The sequence below is a fragment of the Micromonospora sp. CA-249363 genome (genome assembly GCF_050950185.1).
In the GTDB taxonomy this organism is placed as follows: domain Bacteria; phylum Actinomycetota; class Actinomycetes; order Mycobacteriales; family Micromonosporaceae; genus Micromonospora.
Genome location: NZ_CP192020.1, coordinates 6,432,182 through 6,452,341, shown reverse-complemented (window position 1 = coordinate 6,452,341; position 20,160 = coordinate 6,432,182). Strand labels below are relative to the sequence as shown.

The following is a 20,160-nucleotide window of genomic DNA, read 5'->3' as shown; positions in this document are numbered from 1 at the left end:
ACCGTGGTCAGATGCCGGTGGTTCTCGTGCAGGGCGAGACCGGGTCGAGGACGACGTCGAGGGTGTCGACGACGCGCGCCCGGACGCGGGTGCGGTGGGTCTGCGGTGTCCACCCGTCCCGGGCGACGATCACCTCGTAGCGACCCTTCGGCAGCCACCAGACGTACCGGCCCTGGGCGTTCGCGGTCAGGGTCCAGCCGGTCGTCGTACCCACCCGGTTCACCCGGACCGTCGCCGCGACCGCCACGGTGGCCCCGGCGCAGGTGACCCCGGTGACGGTGCCCTGGATCCTGCCCCAGCTCGCCGGTGGCGACACGGTCATCCGCAGCGGCACCGCCGGGACCCGGTACGGCGTGTCGGACGCGATACCCAGTTCGCCGGAGTAGGCGCCCGGCTGGGCCACACCGGCGGCGGCCGTGGCGCGCATCTTGACGGTGACCGTCCGGGAGGCCCCCGGCGCGAGGGTGAACGCGGCCGGCTTGGCGGTCAGCCAGGGCAGGTCCGCCTCCCCGGCGCACAGCTCCAGGCCGCTGAGCCGTTCCGCCTCGACGGAGCCGACGAAGGAGGACGGCGTACCACCGATCTTGTACGCCCCGCAGGCGGCAGCGCCCCGGTACCGGCCGAACTGGACGTTCGGCAGGTCACGCCAACTCCCCGCCACCGGGTCGTACGCGATGGTCCGGTTCGTCACCGTGGTGGACGCCGCCGTGACCCCACCAGCCAGCACCAGGAGGTCACCGGCCGCCGCGTACTGGGCGCCCCAGAGGTCCACCGGCAGGTCCGGCAGGGGATGCCACGCGTCGGCTGCCGGGTCGTACCGGTAGGCGTCGGTGTAGTCGGCGTCGCCGGTGCCACCGGCGCAGTAGACCGCGCTGCCGATCCCGCCGCAGGAGAGCCAGGAGACCGGGTGCGGGTACGCCGCGCCGGTGTGGAACGTGCCGGTGGTCGGGTCGAGGACGACGAGCCGGTCCGATTCCGCGCAGTCGTTGTCCTGGCAGCCACCGACCAGGTAGATCTTTCCGCCGGTGACCGCCCCGCCGGCCGCCGCCACGGGGAACGGGTTGCCCGGCCCGGCCAGCGTGCTCCACGTGTCCGTGGCCGGGTCGAACACGTCCACGGAGGCAACGGTGTTGTCGTCGGCGCCCCAGCCGCCGAGGACGTACAGCTTGCCGCCGACGGCCGCCGCGACCGGCTTGGCCCGGGCGCTCGGCAGGTCGGGCAGCGCCGCCCAGGTGTCCGTGTCGGGGTCGTAGCGCCAGGCCTTGCGTTCCAGGCCGCTGCCGCCACCGCCGCCGACGGAGTAGACCTTGCCGTCGAGGGTGGCCGCCGCGTTGTCGTAGACCGCCGCCGGAAGGGTGGCGACAGCGGTCCAGGCGTCCTGCGTCCGGGACGCGGTTCCGGTCCCGGACGCGCCGTACGCGGTGCCCGCGCGGGCCTTGCTGATCCCCTTGATCCGTTGCTCCCGCAGGGGTGCCCCCGGCCTGGACGACAGGTCGAACCGCCCGTTGCGCTCCACCAGGTCGACGGCGGCCGGCGCGCTGCCGGTGTTGCGTACCGTCAGCTTCGCGGTCCGGGTGCTGCCGTACGGCTGGGACGACTTGACGGTCGTCGGTGTGACGGTGAGCCGACCGGCGGCCAGCGCCACGTCCAGGCGGCGGACACCGTCGGCCGGCACGCTCGCCGTCCGGGCGGCCACCTGGTACGGCGTACGGCTGGCGGTGAACCGGTGTGCCCCGGTCAGCCCGGAGAACAGCCAGTAGAAGCCGTCCGGCACGTTCGGGTCGTCCGGCGTCGACGCTGACCGGCCGCGGTCCTGCGGGCGGTCGGCGCTGGCGACGGTGACTCCGTCGAGCGGCCCGTTGGTGTTGCGGTCGGTGGTCACCCCGAGCACCAGCCCACCCGGAGCGGGTACGCAGTCGCGGTTGACCACCTGCACGTCGTCCACCTGCCACCACCAGGCGAAGCTGCCGTGGAAGCGGAACCGGACCCGTACCGCGGAGGCCCCGGCCGCCGGGTCGAGTGGCACCTCCTCGACGACCGGCCCGCGCCGGCTGGTGGTCTGGTGCCAGACGGTGGTCCAGGTGGTGCCGCCGTCGGTGGAGACGTCCACGTCGGCGGTGTCGCTCACGCCGACCGCCCGCCAGTCGCTGTGGAAGCGCAGCACCGGCGCGGGTGTGCCGCGCAGGTCGACGCTCGGTGTCACCAGGTCGGTGTCCTGGGTGCGGCCGGAGCCGAGACGGTCGCTGTCGGCGATGGCGAAGGCGCCGCTGCCGCCGGTGAGGTTGCCGCGCTCGCCCGCGTCGGTGAAGGTCCAGCCGCCGTCGTCGGTGCGGTTGCGTACCGACCAGCCGTCCGGCGTCGCGGCGCTGTCGAAGCTCTCATTCAGCAGGGGAGCCCCGAAGCTGCCGGTGTAGCCGGCCGCCGTGCATCCGGTCTCGACCGGTACGGCGATGTCGGCCGTCACCGGGTCGCCGCCGGTGGCCACGTCCCGGTTGACCGTGCGGTAGCCGGGGTAGCGGGCGGTGACGGTGAGCCGGTACGTCGTGTTGCCCGGCACGGTGAACGAGTACCGGCCGGTGGCCGGGTCGGTGAACACCGGTCCACCGGGTCGGCCCGCGACCTCGATCCGGGCGTAGAGCGGCCAGCCGTGCCCCGATCCGTCGGTGATCCGGCCGGCCACGGTGACCGTCGGGTTGGCCACCAGGGCGAAGTCCCGGGTGACCGCCCCGCCCTCGGTGACGGTGACGGTGGCGCTCTGTCCGGCGTACCCGTAGGCGCTGACGGTGACCGTCGCCTCGCCGGCCGGCACGGTGAGCGCGTACCGGCCGTCCGCGCCGGTGGTGACGCTGCGGGTGCCGTCGCCGACGGTCGCGCCCGCGATCGGGTCGTCGCCGCCGGCCGTGGTGACGGTGCCGGTGATCCGTCCGACGGCGCCGCGCGGTGCGGCCCGCGCCGCCGCGTACGCGTCCAGCCGACCTTCGCCGAAGACGTTGTTGTCGGCGGCGGTGCCTCCGCAGGCGGTGGCGTCGACGTCGCGGGCGGTCCGGTCCAACAGTTCCTCGGTGCCGGCGACATCGCCCCGAAGGCGCGGTGCGGCCGACCAGAGCAGCGCCACCGTGCCGGAGACGTGCGGCGCGGCCATCGAGGTGCCGTCGAACGCGGCGTAGGAGTCGCCGGGAACGCTGGAGCGCACGTTGCTGCCGGGCGCGGCCACGTTCGGCTTGTACGACCGCGCGTCGGTGCCGGCGCCCCGACCGGAGAAGTCGGAGATGGTGTTCTCCACGTCGTACGCGCCGACGGCGTACGCGTTGGCGTTGTCCCCGGGTGAGCCGGCGCTGCCGCAGGCCGGCCCGTCGTTGCCGGCGGAGAAGACTCCGAAGATGCCGGCGGCGCGCCAGGCCGCGATGGTCTGCTCGAACCAGGGGTCGCCCCCGGCGCCGCCCCAGGAGTTGTTGACCACGTCGGGGCGCAGGTCGGGGCGGGGGTTCCGCCCGTTCAGGTCGGTGGGGGCCAGCACCCACTGGCCGGCCGCGAGCAGCGAGGCGTCGGTGCAGGAGTCGGTCTCGCAGCCCTTCGCGGCGATCCACTTCGCGCCGGGAGCGACACCGATCTGGTTGCCCGCGCCGTCGTCGCCGACCATCGTGCCCGTGGTGTGTGTGCCGTGGCCGGCGTTGTCGCAGGGCGCTGCGCTCGGGCACACGCCGGCCGGGTCGTACCAGTTGTGGTCGTGGTCGAAGACGCCACCGCCGAGGTTGCCGCGGTACGCCCGGACCAGCGCCGGGTGGTCGTACTGGGCGCCGCTGTCGATCGTGGCGACGACCACGCCGTCGCCCCGGTCGCCGAGTTCGCTCCACACCTGCGGGGCGTTGATGTTGGTGAGCCCCCACTCCGGCCCGTTCGCGTCCGCGTGGCTGCCGGTGGCCGGGGTCGGCCGCAGCAGGGGATAGCTGCGGCTGGGCTCGATCCTCGCCACCTCCGGCCGCTTGGCGATCTCGTCGAGCAGCGCGCGGTTCCCGGTGACGCGTACCGCGTTGGCGATCCAGTACGCGGTGTGTGGCGCCTTGCGGGTCTTGAGCAGCGTGCGCAGACCCTTCTGGGTGCGCGTGGCGGTCGTGGTGAGCAGCCGGTGCACCTCGCGGGCCCGGTCGTCCGGGTCACGCAGCTTCGCGGTCCGCGCCACCGGCGCGGTGCTGCGCAGGTAGACGAGGAAGCTGCCGTTGCCCGTCGTGCCGAGCTGGCTGAGCAGCCGCTGGTCGACGCGGGCGGGCGTGGGCGCGGGTCGGGCGGCGACGGCGGGCTGGGCGGTGAGGACCAGCAGGGCCGCGCCGCACGCCAAGGCCGTTCGCCAGAGGACGGATCTCGCGTTCGGTGGTGGTTGGAGCACTGTTCCTCCCCACATGGGGTCCCGCTGGGTTCGGGACCTGCTCGGACGGTGCTCAATGCCTAACGATCGGCCGGTGACCTGGCGTTATTCCGGTCGGGAGGCGGGCTGTCGGGTCGTCGACCACGGCCTTTCGAATGCGAAGGACAGCCCGTGACACCATGGCCGGGTGAGCGGTGCTGTTCAGACGGGTTGGCCATCGTCGAGCGATCCCGCCCCGCCGGCGCCTGCCCGGCGTGGGCGGCGTTGGCTGCTGGTCGCGACCGTGCTGTGGGCCCTCCTGCTGGCTGGGCTCACCTGGATGTCGGTCCGCGACGACCCGCCGACGGTCCGCGAACAGCGCACCCTGACCGAGGCCGCCCCGGTGGTCGAGCGTGCGGTCGGCGAGTTGGCCCGGGCCGCTGGCACGGCCGGGCTGCTGGAGCTGGGACCGCCCCGGGTCAGCTCGGGCTGCCGCGTCACCCCGCTCGTCGACGGCGCGAGGCTGCTTCGCGACATCGGCGTGTTGGCGCCGGTCGGCACCGAGCGGGCCGTGCTGACCGGCATCGCCGACCGGCTGCCGGCGAGCTGGCGGGCCGGGGTCGGTCCTGGCCTGGACGGTCCCGAACTGCGCGCCGACGCCGGGGAGTTCGTCGCCGTCGCCGGACGGCCGACCGGCGACGGCCGGCTGCGGTTGACCGTCGACACGGGCTGCCGGCCGCCGGGCGCCGGTTGGGACCCCACGCCGGCCACCGCCGTCGGCCCGGAGGCGGCCGCGCTCACGGCCGCCCTGACCGCGCTGGGCCGGCCGACCGGCAGCGCGCCGGACCTGGTCACCGCGCTGTGCCCGGACGGCACGCTGGCCCGTACCGCACGGTCCGCCGCCGGTGCCGGCCCGGCCGAGACCGGCGCCCTCGCCGCGCTGGCCGGCGGCACCCCGCTGCTGGACAACCCTCCGGTGTACGCCTACCGCGCCGGTGACGTCACCGTGCTGGCCGAACTCGGCCCGGACGCCGCACGGGTGGCCGCCACCGTCGGCTGCCCCGGCTGACCGGCCGGGTCAGCCGCCCGATCCCCGATCGTCCGGATCGCGGCTGCGCCCCAACGCGTCGATCAGACCCCAGCGGCCGGGGATGTCCAGCAGTTCCACCCGGCCCATGCCCGGCGGCACGGCCGGGTCGATGATCAGGTGCTCGCCCTGCGGTTCCAGCCCGAGCATCACCCGCAGCAACAGCAGCGGGGTGCCGCTCGACCAGGCCTGCGGGCTGCACGCGGTGGGGTACTCCACCGGGTAGCCGGTGCGGCTGCGGGCGTAGCCGGCGAACGCCTCCGGCAGCCGCCCGTCGAAGTACGCGGACGCGGCCAGCATGGCGTCGCAGATGACCCCGGCCTCCTCCCGGTAGCCGTACCGGGCCAGGCCCCAGGCGATGATCGAGTTGTCGAACGGCCAGACGGTGCCCACGTGGTAGCCGATGGGGTTGTACCGGCCCTCGCCCTCGGCCAGGGTCCGCACCCCCCAACCGGAGAAGAGCCGCGGCCCGAGCAGGTGCTCGACCACCTTGCCGGCCCGGGGCTCGTCCACGATCCCGCTCCACAGCAGGTGCCCGATGTTCGACGTCAGCGCGTCGACCTGCTGACCGTCGGCGTCCAGGGCGAGCGCGTAGTACTCGCGGTCGGCGATCCAGAAGTCGCGGTTGAACCGCTGCTTGAGCTCGGCCGCCTCCCGTTCCAGCCGGTCCGCGTACGCCGGGTCGTCCCAGATCTCGCGGGCGAGCCGGGCGGCACGGACCTTCGCGTCGTACGCGTAGCCCTGCAACTCACAGGTGGCCCGGGGGAAGCCGGGCAGCCGGCCGTCGGCGTACGAGATGCTGTCCCAGGAGTCCTTCCAGCACTGGTTCTGCAGGCCGGTCTCCGGGTTGCGGGTGCGGTACCAGAGGTAGCCGGTGCCGAGCAGGTCGCCGTAGGTGTCGATCCAGTCCAACGCGGCGCGGACCTGCGGCTCCAACTGTCGGACCAGCGCGGTGTCGCCGGTCCAGCGCTCGTACTCGTCGACCAGGACGACGAACAGCGGCGTCGAGTCGGCCGATCCGTAGTACGGCGAGTGGGGTTGTTCCTCGAATCCGGCCGTCTCGCCGTACCGCAGCTCGTGCAGGATCTTGCCGGGCTCCTCGTCCCGGAAGTCGTCCACCCGGTGCCCCTGGAGGCCGCCAAGCATCTGGATGGTCGGCGTGATCAGCTCCGGCAGGAACGGCAGCACCTGCAACGAGGTGATGATGCTGTCCCGACCGAAGAGGGTCATGAACCACGGCAGACCGGCGGCGATCAGCCGTACGCCCAGGGCGATCGACTCGTAGCGGAGCGCGGCCAGGTCGTTGAGGCTGCGCCGGTACGCCCCGGCCAGCGGCTGGCAGTCGCAGCCGAGCTTCGGCGCCCGGTCGATCAGCTCCCGGTGCTCGGCGCGGATGGCGTCCCCGCCGCGGCCGCCCGCGTACGGCAGGGTCGTGCGGATGTCCTCCCCCCGCGCGCCGAAGACGGTGGTGGAGACGTGCAGCCGGGTCGTCCACTCGCCGTTGCTGTCGATCCGGATCCGGAACGTCATCCCGGCGGCGTCGACCTGTGCCGGTGCCGTGGAGCGGATCAGGGTTTCCCGGTGGAAGGCCTCCCGTCGGTACGTCAGGCGCAGCTCGTCGGTGACCGCGACGGTGGTCCGGCCCACCTTCTGCTGGGCGTGCTTGATCTCGAACAGGTCGGCGAAGTCGCTGCCCATCTCGACCCGGATGGTGAACTCGGCCTCCTCGCCGGAGTGGTTGAGGACGGTCAGCTCCTCGTCGAAGCCGCTTCCGATCTCGCGGCTGCGGATGACCGACGCCTTGGCGTCCAGGTAGTGGGTGGGTTCGCCGGGCGCGAGGAAGAACCTGGTCCGGTACGACTCGCTGGTGTCCACGGAGAGGGCGTGCAACCGCTGCCCGTCGAGGGTGAGCACCCAGCTCGACAGGAAGCGGGTGTCGAATGAGAAAAGCCCGGTCGGGAAGTCGAAGGATGGCTCGATGTCCCCGCTGTGGTCGGTGACCAGGAAGGTGTTGCCGTCCAGGATGCTGACCAGGTCCTTCACGAACGCCGCCCGACTGCCTCGCGGGCGACCTCGCGCGGGTCCCTCGTCCCCGGTGGGTTCGGGAAGAAACGGCGGAAGGCCAGGAAGAGCACCACGTCACCGCTGAAGGTGCTCTCGTTGCGCAGCACGGCGGCGAGCGCCTGCGCCTCGCCGGCGACCAACCTGTCGAACAGGGCCGAGCTGCTGTACCAGATGGCGTCGGCCGGACCTCGCTCACGGGTGACCCGCGCCGCTCCCGGCCGCATCCGGACCAGCCAGTGCTCGGTCTGGTGGTCGGTGCCGAGGTCGATCTGGAGGGTTCCGGCGGCCAGGCCGCGCAGGACCATCGGTGCCCGCGCCGGCAGGGATTCGAAGAACCGCTGGGTCGCCTCGGTCACATCCGAATCGTAGGCAGCGCTTCGGGGTGCCGGGTCGGTATCCGAACTCCGCTACCCGGCTGAGTCAGGGGTCAGTACACGAGTGCCTGTGCGCCCTCGGCCAACGCCTCCTCGACGAAGACCGCGGCGCCCGCGATCCGCACACCGGGCAGTACGTCCTCCGGGCCGATCTCCCGACGGGCCGCGCACTGGGTGCAGGCGGTCACCCGACCGCTGGTCAGGATGACGTGCAGCAGCTCGGCCAGCGGCGCGGAGTGCGGCAGCTCGAATTCCTGGGCGCGGCCGGGCAGCGCGAACCAGGTCGACTCCCCGGTCAGCCAGAGAGAGACGTCCACGCCGGCCGCGACCGCCGTGGCGGCGACCGTGAACGCCTGCGCGCACCGCTCCGGGGCGTCCGCCCCGGCGGTGACCTTGACGACGAGAGAGCGGGCCATGGGGCCCAGCATAGGATGGTCGGGATGGTTACCGAGATCGGGTTCGTCAGCCTGCTGGTCGCCGGCCTGGGCGGACTCGCCGGTGGCCTGGTCTATCTGGCAGTGAAGATTTCGAGGGGACGCTGGTGAGCGCGAGGAGTGAGCCGGGTTTGCGAGCCCCGCAGTCGCGAACGAAAGGTGGCTCCGCGTGAGCGACGAGAATCCGCTGCAACCGCCGTGGCTCAACGCGCCGCCGGTCGAGGAGTACCCGTACGAGGAGAGCTACGACCTGCGCGTCGGGCCGAAGCTGCACCCGGCGCTGGACGGTCTGCTGCCGTACATCGGCCGGTGGCGTGGTCGGGGCAAGGGCGGCTTCCCCACCATCGAGGACTTCGACTACGCGCAGGAAATCAAGATCAGCCACGACGGCCGGCCGTTCCTGCACTACGAGTCGCGGGCCTGGATCCTCGACGAGCAGAGCCGGCCCGTACGCCCGGCCGGGCGTGAGGTCGGCTGGTGGCGGCCGGTCCTGGTGGACGGCCGGGCCACCGACGAGCTGGAGGCCCTGCTCACGACCCCCACCGGCGTCATGGAGCTGCACCTCGGCAAGCGCACCGGCACCCAGGTCGAGTTCGCCACCGACGCCGTGGTGCGGACGGCGACCGCCAAGGAGGTCACCGGGGGCCACCGCCTCTTCGGCATCGTGGAGGGCGCGTTGCTGTACGCCCAGGAGATGGCCGCGATGGGTCACCCGCTCAGCCCGCACCTGTCCGCGCGGCTCGTCCGGGTCGGCGGCTGACGGGTCAGTCCACGGGGAATCCCAGCAGTTCGTGCAGGGCAGGGGTACGCGGGCAGGGGTCCCGGCGTACCCCGTCCAGCATCCGGACCTCGGTGAGTCCGCGTACCGAGGAGCTGAACCAGACGCCGTCGGCGGCGTGCAGCTCCGCCGGCGTCACCATCCGTTCGGCGCCGTCCAGACCGAGCTCGTGCGCGTGGGCGAGCAGCCAGGCGATGGTCGTGCCGGGCAGGATGCCGGTGGTGGTGGCGGGCACCGTGCAGATCGTGTCGCCGGTGAGCCACACCACGTTCGCGGTCGGCCCCTCCAGGGCGTACCCGTCGGACGAGACCCAGAGCACGTCGTCCACCCCGGCCCGCCCCGCCCAGCGGCGGGCGGCGGTGTTGACCGCGTACGAGGTGGATTTGATCCCCGCCGGCAGCCAGTCCAGTCCGGTACGCGCGTCGGCGGGCACCCCCAGCGGCAGGACGGCCACGGTTATCCCGTTCCGTCGCGCCGCCAGGGACGACGCCGGGACCGCGGTCAGCATGGCGTAGACGGTCGGCGGACCGCCGGTCTCCGAGCCCCGGGTGCAGACCAGCCGCAACGCGCCCTCCACCTCCGCCGGCCAGCCCACGAGCACCGAGTCGAGCAGGTCGGTCAGCGCGTCGGTCGGCGGTAGGTCCAGGTCGACGGCCGCCGCCGCCGTGACCAGCCGGGCCAGGTGCTCGTCGCGGAGCCAGGGTCGACCCTGGCGCAGGTGCATCGACTCGAAGAGCCCATCACCGCGCAGGACGCCCAGGTCGTCGCCGCGGAGCACGGGTTCGTCCGGCGGGATCAGGCCCCGACCCAGGACGGCGATCCGCCTGCTCGGGTTGGCCGGGGCATCACCGACGGACGACGTCACCATGACCGCCGAGCGTAGCGGCGGCCGGGCGCGCGCAGGGGGACGGCGCGATCGTCGAACTATGATCGGACGGTGTCCGAATCCTCCCTCGCGGAAATGCTCCGGGCCCGTGGGCTGCGGCTGACGGCCCAACGGCAGCTCGTCCTGCAGGCGGTGCTCGATCTGGGCCACGCCACTCCGGAGCGGGTGCACGCCGCGGTCCGTGAGGTCGCCGCCGGGGTCAACATCACCACCATCTACCGCACTCTGGAGCTGCTGGAACGGCTCGGCCTGGTGACGCACACCCACCTGTCGCACGGTTCGCCGACCTACCACGCGGCGGGTGAGCACCAACACGTCCACCTGGTGTGCCGGGAGTGCGGCGCGATCGACGAGATCGATCCGGAGCTGCTGCGCCCGCTCGCCGACCAGTTGGAGGCGCAGCGGGGCTTCCGGGTGGACATCGGGCACGTGTCACTCTTCGGCGTCTGCGGCCGGTGCGAGAACGGGGACCACAAATGATCGACATCGCGGGCGCGGTGGCCGTCGAGAGCATCGACGAGGCCAGCCGCGACCAGCCCGACCCGGCGCACGTCGCCGCGGGCGTGCGGGGGGTGGCCGCGCACTACGGCGACCCGCTGCGCGAGCAGCGCGTGCTGGACACCGAGGTCGGCCTGGTCGACCGCTCACACCGGGGGGTCATCGCGGTGCCCGGCGAGGAGCGTGCCGGTTGGCTGCACACGATCACCTCGCAGCACCTCTCGACGCTGTCCGCCGGTGAGGGCACCGAGCTGCTGGTGCTCTCCCCGCACGGGCACGTCGAGCAGCACGCCCTGGTCGCCGAGGACGGCGAGACCACCTGGCTGGACACCGAGCCGGGTGCGACCGACGGTCTGCTGGCGTACCTGGAGAAGATGCGGTTCTTCAGCAGGGTCGACCCCCGCGACGCCACCGCCGAACGGGCGCTGCTGTCGCTTGTCGGTCCGGCGGCGGTGGAGGCCGTGGGCACGCTCGGCGTGACCGGGCTGGCCGCACCGGACCTGCTGCCGGTGCCGGGTCCGAAGTTCGCGGCCGGGGCCGTGCCACCCCGGGCGGGCATCCGGTACGACGTCCGCCCGCTGCCCGCCGGCGGCTGGGCGCGACGCGGCCTCCTCGGGGTGGACCTGCTGGTGCCCCGCTCGGCGATGGAGCAGGTGGCCGCGGAGCTGCGCGGCGCGGGTGTGCCGGTCGCCGGCCTCTGGGCGTACGAGGCGATCCGGGTGGCCGCCCGGCAGCCCCGGGTGGGGGTGGACACCGACCACCGGACGATCCCCGCCGAGGTGGACCTGATCGGCCCGGCCGTGCACCTGGACAAGGGCTGTTACCGGGGCCAGGAGACGGTCGCCCGCGTACACAACCTGGGCCGGCCGCCGCGTCGGCTGGTGCTGCTGCACCTCGACGGGGTGACCACCGACCAGCCGCCGACGGCCGGTACGCCGGTGACCCTCGACGGTCGGGCGGTGGGTTTCGTGGGCACCGCCGTGCTGCACCACGAACTGGGTCAGGTCGCGCTCGCCGTTCTGAAGCGGAACGTCCCGGACGACGCCGCCCTCATGATCGGCGAGACCGCGGCGGCGATCGACCCGTCCTGACCGGCACGTCTAGGATCGCCGGCATGACGACAGGGACGTTGATCACGGTGGCCCCGACCGGGGCGGAGTCGGCCAAGGCGGAGGTTCCGGCGCTGCCGGTGACCCTGGACGAGCTGCTGCTCACCGCCAAGGAGTGCGAGGCGCTCGGCGCCGCCGTGATCCACGTCCACATCCGGGACGACGAGGCCCGGCCGACCCTCGACCCGGTGCGGCTGGCCGACACCGTCGCGGCGCTGCGGGAGAGCACCGACCTGATCGTGCAGCTCTCGTCCGGCGGCGCGGTGACCGACCCGGAGGCGTCCCGGCTCGCCGTGCTCGACGCACGCCCCGACATGGCCTCCTGCACGATGGGCACCGTCAACTTCGGCGACGACGTGTTCCTGAACCGCTGGGAGTTCATCGTCGACCTGCACACCCGGATGCAGGAGCGCGGGATCGTGCCGGAGTACGAGATCTTCGACCTCGGCCACCTGTCCGCGTTGCAGCGGCTGCTCGGCAAGTACGGGCTGCCGGCGGGCGGGCACGTGCACGTGGACTTCGTCATGGGTGTGCCGGGCGGGATGCCGGGCACCACCGAGACGCTCGTCGCCGCCCACCGGATGCTGCGGGACCTGCCCGAGGGCACCACGTTCTCGGCCACCGGCATCGGCCGTAGCACGATTCCGGTGCTGCTGGCCTCGCTCTCGGCGGGCGGGCACCTGCGGGTCGGCATGGAGGACACGGTGACGTACGCCAAGGGCCGTCCGGTCGAGTCCAACATGCAGCTGGTCGCCCGCGCGGTCGGCTTCGCCCAGCTCGCCCAGCGGCCGCCGCTGACCACGACCGAAGCCCGCGCGCTGCTCGCACTGTAAGGCCACGGGCATCCCGCACCCCTGTCACCCGCACGGTTGACGACCTGGTCACCCCGTCGACGGGCGGCCCGACCCGCTGGGTACCGTCCAGCACGTGGGAAAGACGTACGAGGGCGGCGTGCCGCTCGCCGAGGTGGTCCGGTCCGGGTTCGTGGAGGGCGGACACCGAGGCTCGGTGGTGGTGCTGGACGCTTCCGGAGCGCTGCTGGCCGCCGCCGGGGACGTGACCGCGCCGATCTTCCCACGTTCGGCCAGCAAGCCGATGCAGACGATCGGGATGCTCCGCGCCGGTCTGCCCCTCACCGACCCGGCCGACCTTGCGCTGGTGTCGGCCAGCCACGCGGGGGAGGACTTCCACCTGGCCCGGGTCGGTGCGCTGCTCGACCGGGCCGGGCTGGACGCCTCGGCGCTGCACTGCCCACCCGACCTGCCGGCCGGGATGGCGGCCCGGGAGGCGGTGCTGCGCGCCGGCGGCGGGCCGGACCGGGTGCAGATGAACTGCTCCGGCAAGCACAGCGGGATGCTGCTGACCTGCGAGGCCGCTGGATGGCCGCGCGACGGCTACTGGCGGCCCGAGCACCCGTTGCAGCAGGTGCTGCGAGCCGCCGTCGAGGAGTTCACCGGTGAGACGGTGGCGGCGGTGGGCGTGGACGGCTGCGGCGCGCCGGTGCTCGCGGTGTCGCTGACCGGCCTGGCCGGTGCGTACCTCCGGCTCGTCGACGCCGAGCCCGGCTCGGCGCCGCGCCGGGTGGCCGACGCGATGCGGGCCCACCCGGAGATCGTGGGCGGTACCCAGGCCGACGACACGCGGCTGATGCGCGGCGTGCCGGGCCTCCTGGCCAAGATCGGTGCCGAGGGTGTGTTCGCGGTCGGTCTGCCGGGCGTCGGCGCGGTGGCCCTGAAGATCGACGACGGGGCCGACCGGGCACGGATGCCGGTGCTGGTCTCGGCGCTGCGGCGGCTGGGCGTGGACGCGCCGGTGCTGGCCGAGTTCGCGGAGGTGCCCCTGTTCGGCGGCGGCCTCCCAGTCGGAGCAGTCCGCCCTCTCTGGTAGGCCGCCCTTCCGGTCGTCGCTGAGCCACCAGGCCTCCAGTCGTCCGGCCGCCGGTGTCCACCCGGACGCGTGGCGGCTTCGGCGGTGCGGCGGCTCTGGCGGTATGCGGCCGGGTGCTTGCCGGGTGGCCCGCTCGCCGATGAGCGTGATGCCCGAGAGTCATCAAGATGACTCTCAGGCATCACGCTCATCCCAGCGCCAGCGCCAGCCCGAGCCCCGAGCCCCGAGCCCCGAGCCCCGAGCGCCGAGTACCGAGGACCGCGCGCCAGCGGCGTCGGGCGGCGAGTGTCGAGGCGTCGGGTGCGGGTTGCTCAGGTCAGGAAGTCGAGGAGTGCGGCGTTGACCTGGTCTGGGCGCTCCAGGGGGAGCAGGTGTGCGGCGTTCGCCACGTCCGGCAGGCGTACTGCGTTCGGAACCTCGGCGGCGATCCGGTCGGCGAGCCGGCGGATGTCCGGCACGTCCGCCGCGCCGGCGGTGACCAGCACGGGGATCTTCAGCTCGCCGAGACGGCCGATCGCCGGCGGTGTCAGCTCTCCCACCTCGACCGCGCCGAGTGCCAGCTCGGCGGCCAGGGCGCGCTGGTCCATCTCCTGCGCGAACGCCAGCAGTTCGGGGTCGACGTCGGTCGGCTGGCGGGCCGGGCCGACCACCCAGAACCGCACCTCGCCGGCCGCGCCCGCCACGAAGTCGTCCGGGTCCACCTCGCCGACCAGCTCGTCCCAGAGGTCGTTGGCCTCATCCGACCACTCGTTGCCGGAGACCGCCGTGCCGAACAGGGCGAGTGCGCTCACCCGGTCCGGATGGGCGAGGGCGGTGTCGACGGCGACCGACCCACCGAAGGAGCAGCCGACCAGGGCGGCCTGCGGCAGGTCCAGGGCGTCCAGCAGGCCGGCCACGTCGTCGTGGTGCGCGAACGGCGTCGGCGGCAGCTCCGAGTCTCCGTACCCGCGCAGGTCCGGGACGATCACCCGGTGGCGGGTGGCGAGCGCGGGTACGACGCTCCGCCACATGCGCCGGTCGGCGATGCCGGCGTGCAGCAGGACGACGGGCGAACCGCTACCGGCCTCGTCGTACGCGAGGACTGCTCCATTGACTGTGATCTTGTGCACCACCGGACCGTACGGACCGGGCGGGGCGGCGCGCAAACGGGACGCTGAGACCTTGCTAACTCTGGCTAGCGTTTTGCTTGCAGGAGTTAGCGGATCCGATTAGCGTCGGCACCATGGCGACACCAAAGGACCTTCCCGACGTCGGCGGGTTCATCCGCGATCTGCGTCGTAACGCCAAGATCTCGCTGCGGCAGCTCGCCGAGCAGGCGGGGGTCAGCAACCCGTACCTGAGCCAGATCGAGCGCGGTCTGCGCAAGCCCAGCGCCGAGGTGCTCCAGCAACTGGCCAGCGCGCTGCGGGTGTCGACCCCGGCCATGTACCTGCGGGCCGGGCTGCTCGACGACAAGGAGGGCCACGGCGTGCTCGCCGCCATCGCGGTGGACCCCGACCTGACGATGGCCCAGAAGCAGTCGCTCAGCCAGATCTACGAGACCTTCCGCCGGGAGAACGCCCGGCTGTCCGAGGCCCAGGCCGCGGCCGGGACGACCACCCCGACAGAGGCCCAGGCCGCAGCCGCGGCGACCACCCCCACCGACGTCGCCGACGCGCCCGCCGACGTGGCCAACCTGGCCGCGACCGGTCCCACCACCGGGGGCGGCACCCCGACCGAGGCGGTGCTCGAGTCGGTCGCCGTGACCGAGGCGGGCCCCGCGCCCGCCCCGAGCGGCACCCCCACCAAGACCGCCCCCAGCGGCACCCCCACCAAGAACGCCCCGAGCGGCACCCCCGCTCAGAACACCCCGAGCGGCACCCCCGCTCAGCACGCCCCCAGCAGCACCCCCGAGAAGAAGAGGGCCGTCGAGACGGCCGAGGAGGAGACGTCATGACCGAGCCGAAGACCAGCCGCATCCCCGCTCCCATCTACGCCGCCGCCGGTGCGGCCGAGCTGGCCCTTGAGCAGCTGCGCAAGCTGCCCGGAGCCGTCGGTGTGCACGGCACCCGGGTCGTCGCCGACCTGGGCGGCCGGGCGGTGCTGACCGGCTTCGAGCTGCGCCAGAAGGCCACCGAGACGCTGCGTACGGCCAACGAGACCGCCGGCACCCTGCGCGACCGCGCGCAGGCCGAGCTGGACCTGGCCAAGCTGCGCGAGTCGGCCGACCTGGCCAAGCTGCGCGAGGTCGCCGACATGGACAAGCTGCGCGCCGCCGCCACCCGCAACGCGGCAGTGGTGGTCACCGCTGCCCAGGCGGCCCAGGAGCGGGCGTTCGCCGCGTACGGCGCGCTGGTGGCTCGCGGCGAGCGGGTCGTCGGCGCCGGCGTGCTGGAGGCCGCCGAGACGGTCAACGCGGACATCGAGGCCACCGAGGCGACGGCCACGACGACCCAGGCCGCAACCACGGCCACGACGACGACCCAGGCCACGACGACGACCCAGGCCGCCACGACGACCCCGGCCGCCACGCCGGCGCCGGCCCCGGCGGAGGTGCCGAGCCCGGCCGAGGTCGCCGAGATCGCGGAGGCCAAGCCGGCCGCCGTCAAGAAGGCCACCCGTGCGAAGGCCGCGAAGGCGGCCGAGACCCCGTCGGCCAAGCTGCCCCGGGCCACCAAGCGGACCCGCCCGGCGGCCGAGTAGTTCGTCCTGTCGGCGATCCCGACGGCGTCCTTGACGGACGTAGTCGGGGTCGTCGACATAAACTTGCCGGCATGGCCACCGCCGCGCCGATCTTCGCGTTCGAAGTCCGTTACGTGATCGAGCTGATCCTGCTCGTCTTCGCGTTGATCATTCAGGGTGTCGCGCTGGTGCATGCCATCACGCAGCGGTCCGACGCCTTCGCCGCCATCGGCACGCTGCCCAAGGGCGGCTGGATCGCGATCCTCGCGGTCTGTCTCGTCCTGATCCTGCTCAGCCGCGGTCCGATCAGCCTCTTCGGACTGATCGGCATCGCCGCCGCGCTCATCTACCTGCTCGACGTGCGCGTCGGTCTCCGCGACCTCAGTGACGGCAACGGCAAAGGGTTCTGGTGAGAGGTTTCCGCTGGCCTCCGCCACCGGACAGCGGCCCCCGCACCTTCGGTCCCGGCCCGGGCGGGCCGCGTACCGGCCGTCCCGCGATCCCCGATCCGGAGACCGACCTCGTCGCCACGCCGCACGGGGTGCAGTTGGAACGACTGGTCACCGGCATCGGTGATCCGGTCACCGTGTTCGCGCACGGGCTGGGCAACGGGATAGCCACCACACGACCGTTCGGCAGTGGGGTGGCCGGTCGCCGGCTGTTCTTCCAGTTCCGGGGGCACGGCCGCTCGGATGCGCCGCCCGGCTCGTGGACCTACCTCGACCTCGCCCGTGACCTGCGGGCGATCGCGGATCTCGGCGGCGCCAGCCGGGCGTTCGGGGCGAGCCTCGGCGCGGGGGCGCTCTGCCGCCTGCTGGCCGAGAGTCCGGAGCGCTTCGAGAAGCTGGTGTTCTTCCTGCCGGCGGCGCTCGACCAGCCGCGTGCTCCGGCCGCCTGGGAACGCGTCGGCGCCCTGGTGGATGCCGTGTCCAGCGGTGACGCGGGGGCCGTCGCGGACGTCGTCTCGCTGGAGCTGCCGGCGGCGGTCCGCAACACGCCGGCCGGCTGGGCGTACCTGCGGCAGCGGCTGGACCAGTTGCTGCGTGACGGCCTGGACGTGGGCCTGGCCACCCTGGCGGGTCGGGTGCCGTTGGACGACGCCGCGGTGCTGTCGGCCGTCACCGCGCCGGCTTTGGTGATCGGGTGCGTGGGCGACGACCTGCACCCGGTCGAGGTCGCCGAGCAGCTCGCCGCCGCGCTGCCCCGGGCCACCCTGCACGTGTACGACCGCCCCGGGTTCCTCTGGTCGGAACGCGCGGACCTGCGGGGGCGCATCTCCGGGTTCCTCAACGAGTAACGTGCCCTGTCATGGGCGTCACACAGCACGGCCGGACGCACCGGCTGGATCTCGCCGACCCGACCCTGCGCGAGTGGACCTGCACGGTCCTGCACGCCGACCCGGAGCAGGGCATCGTGCTCGACCGCTCGGCGTTCTACCCGGGTGGCGGCGGCCAACCGCCGGATCACGGTGTGCTGCTCTGGCAGGGCGTGCAGACCCGGATCGTCGGCACCCGCAAGGGCGACGACCCGTACCTGATCCCCGCCGAGGGTGACCCGTTGCCGCCGGTCGGCACCGAGGTCGTCGGCGCGGTGGAGGACGAGCGCCGCACCCGGCTGATGCGTACCCATTCGGGGTTGCACGTGCTCTGCGGCGTGGTGTTCCGCGACTTCGGCGCGCTCGTGACCGGCAACTCCATGGAACCGGGCGAGGCTCGGATGGACTTCAACCTCCCCGAGGTGCCGCCGGACTTCAAGAGCCGCATCGAGGAGCTGGTCAACGCCGAGGTGGCTGCCGACCGTTCGGTCGCCACCCGGGTGCTGCCGCGTACCGAGGCGTTGGCTCTGCCGGACATCATCCGCACCCAGTCCAACCTCATCCCGCCTGACGAGCAGGAGGTGCGGATCGTCGACATCGTCGGTCTGGACGTCCAGGCGGACGGCGGCACCCACGTCGCGTCCACCGCCCAGATCGGCAAGGTGCAGGTGGTCAAGGTGGAGAGCAAGGGTCGGGCCAACCGTCGGGTCCGCGTCCGGCTGGTGGATTGACGAATTCGGACGTCGGCTGTCAGGTATCGCTGGCAGCCTCGCAGGCATGACACAACCGCTCGCAGGGAAGGTCGCGCTCGTCGCCGGTGCCACGCGGGGCGCCGGGCGACAGATCGCGGTCCAGTTGGGCGCGGCCGGCGCCACCGTGTACGCCACCGGTCGCAGCAGCCGTGCCGGTCGTTCCGAGATGGACCGGCCGGAGACCATCGAGGAGACCGCCGAACTGGTCACGGCGGCCGGCGGCACCGGTATCGCCGTACAGGTCGACCATCTGGTGCCGGAGCAGGTCCGCGACCTGGTCGCCCGGATCGACGCCGAGCAGGGCGGCCTCGACGTGCTGGTGAACGACATCTGGGGCGGCGACCCGCTCGTCACCTGGGACAAGCCGGTCTGGGAGCAACCACTCGACAAGGGCTTCCGGACGCTGCGGCTGGCCGTGGACACGCACATCATCACCAGCCACTTCGCCCTGCCGCTGCTGATCCGTAAGCCCGGTGGCCTGGTCGTCGAGATCGGCGACGGCACCACGGCGTACAACGACGAGAACTACCGCCTCTCGGTCTTCTACGACCTCGCCAAGGTCTCGGTCAACCGGCTCGCCTTCAGCCAGGCGCACGAGCTGAAGCCGCACGGCTGTACGGCCGTCGCGCTCACCCCGGGCTGGCTGCGCTCCGAGGCGATGCTGGAGCACTTCGGGGTCACCGAGGAGACCTGGCGCGACGGCGCCGCCACCGACCCGCACTTCCTCATCTCCGAGACACCGGCCTTCGTGGGCCGCGCGGTGGCCGCGCTCGCCGCCGACGAGGACAGGGCCCGCTGGAACGGCAAGTCCGTCGACGCGGGCGCGCTGTCCAAGGTGTACGGCTTCACCGACGTGGACGGGAGCCAACCGGAGGCCATCCGCTACATCGTCGAGGTGGTCGAGGCGGGCAAGCCGGCCGACGTCACCGGCTACCGCTGACGTCGCCCCGAACCGCCGGGCCGTCGTAGCGTGCGGCGGCCCGGCGAGCCGCGTCCGCCAGACGTCCGCGCAGCTCCGGCGGGTCGAGCGCCTCCACCTCCGGGCCCAGCGCCAGCAGTTGGGCGTACGCGACGTCGACCGTCTCCACGGGCAGTCGCGCCACCACCCAGCCCTGCCCGTCCGGTTCGCCGAGGGTGGTGACGACCTCGTCGTACACCTCGGGGGCGTCGACCACGTGCCGGAGCCGGCGCAGGCCGGCGGGGCTCAGCCGGACGGTGACCTCGGCCCGCAGCATCGTCCGCAGGAACGACCCGGCCTGCTCGCGCCAGTGCCCGGCCAGGTCGAAGCCCTCGTTGCGGGCGAACTGCTCCTCGCCCACCTCGACGTCGGTCACCCGGTCCACCCGGTAGGTGCGCATGTCGTCGCCGACCCTGGCGACCAGGTACCAGGTCGCGTTCTTGAGCACGAGCCCGTACGGCTGAAGGTGCCGGGTCACCTCGTCGCCGCCCCGCCGGTAGCGCAGCCGTACCACCCGATCGCCCCAGACCGCCCGCGCCAGCTCGGTGAGCCAGGGCGGCGGCGGCGTCTCCTGGAACCAACCCGGCACGTCCAGGTGGAACCGTTGGCCCGTGCGTACGGGCGCGTCGCGAAGGGCCGGCGGCAGTGCGGCGAGCACCTTCAACTCGGCGGCGGCGACCGCGTCGGCCAGGCCCATGTCCCCGGCCGGGCCGGGCAGACCGGCGAGGAAGAGCGCCTCCGCCTCGTCGCGGGTCAGGCCGGTCAGCCTGGTCCGGTAGCCACCGAGCAGCCGGTACCCGCCGGCCCGACCACGGTCCGCGTACACCGGCACCCCGGCGGCGGACAGCGCCAGCACGTCCCGGTAGACGGTCCGCTCGGAGACCTCCAGCTCGCGCGCCAGCTCACCGGCCGTCATCGAACCGCGCGCCTGCAACAGCAGCAGCAACGAGATCAGTCGGGAGGCGCGCACCCGCCCATCCTGCCCGGTGCCGCTCGCCGTCCGGCGGATTCGATC

The 20,160-nt window shown here is 73.3% G+C and carries 19 protein-coding genes and 1 pseudogene; 13 read left to right on the top strand and 7 right to left on the bottom strand.

Going from position 1 to position 20,160, the window contains the following annotated elements; all coding sequences use genetic code 11:
• Positions 1-7: 7 nt before the first annotated feature.
• Positions 8-4,384 (bottom strand): S8 family serine peptidase, encoded by a 4,377-nt coding sequence (locus tag ACQPZK_RS28965; protein WP_433535923.1) that lies wholly within the window; start codon positions 4,382-4,384, stop codon positions 8-10.
• 166 nt (positions 4,385-4,550) lie between these two features.
• On the opposite strand from ACQPZK_RS28965, the gene ACQPZK_RS28960 reads away from it, so the two are divergent.
• On the top strand, positions 4,551-5,411 hold the full coding sequence (locus tag ACQPZK_RS28960; protein ID WP_433535922.1) for a hypothetical protein: 861 nt from the start codon (positions 4,551-4,553) through the stop codon (positions 5,409-5,411).
• 9 nt (positions 5,412-5,420) lie between these two features.
• Here the strand turns inward: ACQPZK_RS28960 and ACQPZK_RS28955 are convergent, their stop codons facing one another.
• The 3 genes from ACQPZK_RS28955 to ACQPZK_RS28945 all read right to left on the bottom strand — a co-directional run bounded on the left by ACQPZK_RS28955 (position 5,421) and on the right by ACQPZK_RS28945 (position 8,295).
• On the bottom strand, positions 5,421-7,472 hold the full coding sequence (locus tag ACQPZK_RS28955; RefSeq protein ID WP_433535921.1) for an amylo-alpha-1,6-glucosidase: 2,052 nt from the start codon (positions 7,470-7,472) through the stop codon (positions 5,421-5,423).
• Positions 7,469-7,849 (bottom strand): SCP2 sterol-binding domain-containing protein, encoded by a 381-nt coding sequence (locus ACQPZK_RS28950; protein ID WP_433535920.1) that lies wholly within the window; start codon positions 7,847-7,849, stop codon positions 7,469-7,471. The genes ACQPZK_RS28955 and ACQPZK_RS28950 overlap by 4 nt, the downstream gene beginning before the upstream one ends.
• 71 nt (positions 7,850-7,920) lie before the next feature.
• Complete coding sequence (locus tag ACQPZK_RS28945; protein ID WP_355050866.1) at positions 7,921-8,295, bottom strand: DsrE family protein; 375 nt, start codon at positions 8,293-8,295, stop codon at positions 7,921-7,923.
• A 12-nt stretch (positions 8,296-8,307) separates the two neighbouring features.
• On the opposite strand from ACQPZK_RS28945, the gene mtfM reads away from it, so the two are divergent.
• Both mtfM and ACQPZK_RS28935 read left to right on the top strand, forming a co-directional pair.
• Positions 8,308-8,412: a small membrane protein MtfM gene (mtfM, locus tag ACQPZK_RS28940; protein ID WP_305076120.1), complete on the top strand. Its 105-nt coding sequence runs from the start codon at positions 8,308-8,310 to the stop codon at positions 8,410-8,412.
• Between the two features lie 58 nt (positions 8,413-8,470).
• Complete coding sequence (locus ACQPZK_RS28935; RefSeq protein ID WP_433535919.1) at positions 8,471-9,061, top strand: FABP family protein; 591 nt, start codon at positions 8,471-8,473, stop codon at positions 9,059-9,061.
• Positions 9,062-9,065: 4 nt separating this feature from the next.
• Here ACQPZK_RS28935 and ACQPZK_RS28930 read toward each other — a convergent pair whose 3' ends face one another.
• Entirely contained in the window at positions 9,066-9,947 is an 882-nt protein-coding gene (locus ACQPZK_RS28930; RefSeq protein ID WP_433535918.1) for an aminotransferase class IV, read from the bottom strand.
• 69 nt (positions 9,948-10,016) lie between these two features.
• Here ACQPZK_RS28930 and ACQPZK_RS28925 point away from each other — a divergent pair, with 69 nt between their 5' ends.
• The 4 genes from ACQPZK_RS28925 (at position 10,017) to ACQPZK_RS28910 (ending at position 13,459) form a co-directional block, all read left to right on the top strand.
• Positions 10,017-10,445, top strand: coding sequence for a Fur family transcriptional regulator (locus ACQPZK_RS28925; RefSeq protein ID WP_355050863.1), 429 nt, complete (start codon positions 10,017-10,019; stop codon positions 10,443-10,445).
• The gene (locus ACQPZK_RS28920; protein ID WP_433535917.1) at positions 10,442-11,554 is read left to right on the top strand and encodes a YgfZ/GcvT domain-containing protein; all 1,113 of its coding nucleotides are present in this window, start codon (positions 10,442-10,444) and stop codon (positions 11,552-11,554) included. Before ACQPZK_RS28925 ends, ACQPZK_RS28920 begins: the two co-directional genes overlap by 4 nt.
• A gap of 23 nt (positions 11,555-11,577) precedes the next feature.
• Positions 11,578-12,405: a 3-keto-5-aminohexanoate cleavage protein gene (locus ACQPZK_RS28915; RefSeq protein WP_433535916.1), complete on the top strand. Its 828-nt coding sequence runs from the start codon at positions 11,578-11,580 to the stop codon at positions 12,403-12,405.
• Between the two features lie 94 nt (positions 12,406-12,499).
• On the top strand, positions 12,500-13,459 hold the full coding sequence (locus ACQPZK_RS28910) for an asparaginase (RefSeq protein WP_433535915.1): 960 nt from the start codon (positions 12,500-12,502) through the stop codon (positions 13,457-13,459).
• A gap of 311 nt (positions 13,460-13,770) precedes the next feature.
• Here the strand turns inward: ACQPZK_RS28910 and ACQPZK_RS28905 are convergent, their stop codons facing one another.
• Positions 13,771-14,568 carry an alpha/beta fold hydrolase gene (locus tag ACQPZK_RS28905; RefSeq protein WP_433535914.1) on the bottom strand — a complete coding sequence of 266 codons (798 nt, stop codon included), beginning with the start codon at positions 14,566-14,568 and terminating at the stop codon, positions 13,771-13,773.
• 113 nt (positions 14,569-14,681) lie between these two features.
• Here ACQPZK_RS28905 and ACQPZK_RS28900 point away from each other — a divergent pair.
• The 6 genes and pseudogenes from ACQPZK_RS28900 to ACQPZK_RS28875 form a co-directional block, all read left to right on the top strand.
• Positions 14,682-15,176, top strand: a pseudogene (locus ACQPZK_RS28900) (helix-turn-helix domain-containing protein); the annotation flags it as partial.
• Between the two features lie 215 nt (positions 15,177-15,391).
• Positions 15,392-16,141 (top strand): hypothetical protein, encoded by a 750-nt coding sequence (locus ACQPZK_RS28895; protein WP_433535913.1) that lies wholly within the window; start codon positions 15,392-15,394, stop codon positions 16,139-16,141.
• A 71-nt stretch (positions 16,142-16,212) separates the two neighbouring features.
• Entirely contained in the window at positions 16,213-16,533 is a 321-nt protein-coding gene (locus tag ACQPZK_RS28890; RefSeq protein ID WP_355050857.1) for a DUF2516 family protein, read from the top strand.
• Positions 16,530-17,417: an alpha/beta fold hydrolase gene (locus tag ACQPZK_RS28885; RefSeq protein WP_433535912.1), complete on the top strand. Its 888-nt coding sequence runs from the start codon at positions 16,530-16,532 to the stop codon at positions 17,415-17,417. Before ACQPZK_RS28890 ends, ACQPZK_RS28885 begins: the two co-directional genes overlap by 4 nt.
• An 11-nt stretch (positions 17,418-17,428) precedes the next feature.
• Entirely contained in the window at positions 17,429-18,166 is a 738-nt protein-coding gene (locus tag ACQPZK_RS28880; protein WP_151488505.1) for an alanyl-tRNA editing protein, read from the top strand.
• Between the two features lie 46 nt (positions 18,167-18,212).
• Positions 18,213-19,127: an SDR family oxidoreductase gene (locus ACQPZK_RS28875; RefSeq protein WP_433535911.1), complete on the top strand. Its 915-nt coding sequence runs from the start codon at positions 18,213-18,215 to the stop codon at positions 19,125-19,127.
• Here ACQPZK_RS28875 and ACQPZK_RS28870 read toward each other — a convergent pair.
• Positions 19,111-20,115: a helix-turn-helix transcriptional regulator gene (locus tag ACQPZK_RS28870; RefSeq protein ID WP_433535910.1), complete on the bottom strand. Its 1,005-nt coding sequence runs from the start codon at positions 20,113-20,115 to the stop codon at positions 19,111-19,113. The genes ACQPZK_RS28875 and ACQPZK_RS28870 overlap by 17 nt on opposite strands.
• Between the last annotated feature and the right edge of the window lie 45 nt (positions 20,116-20,160).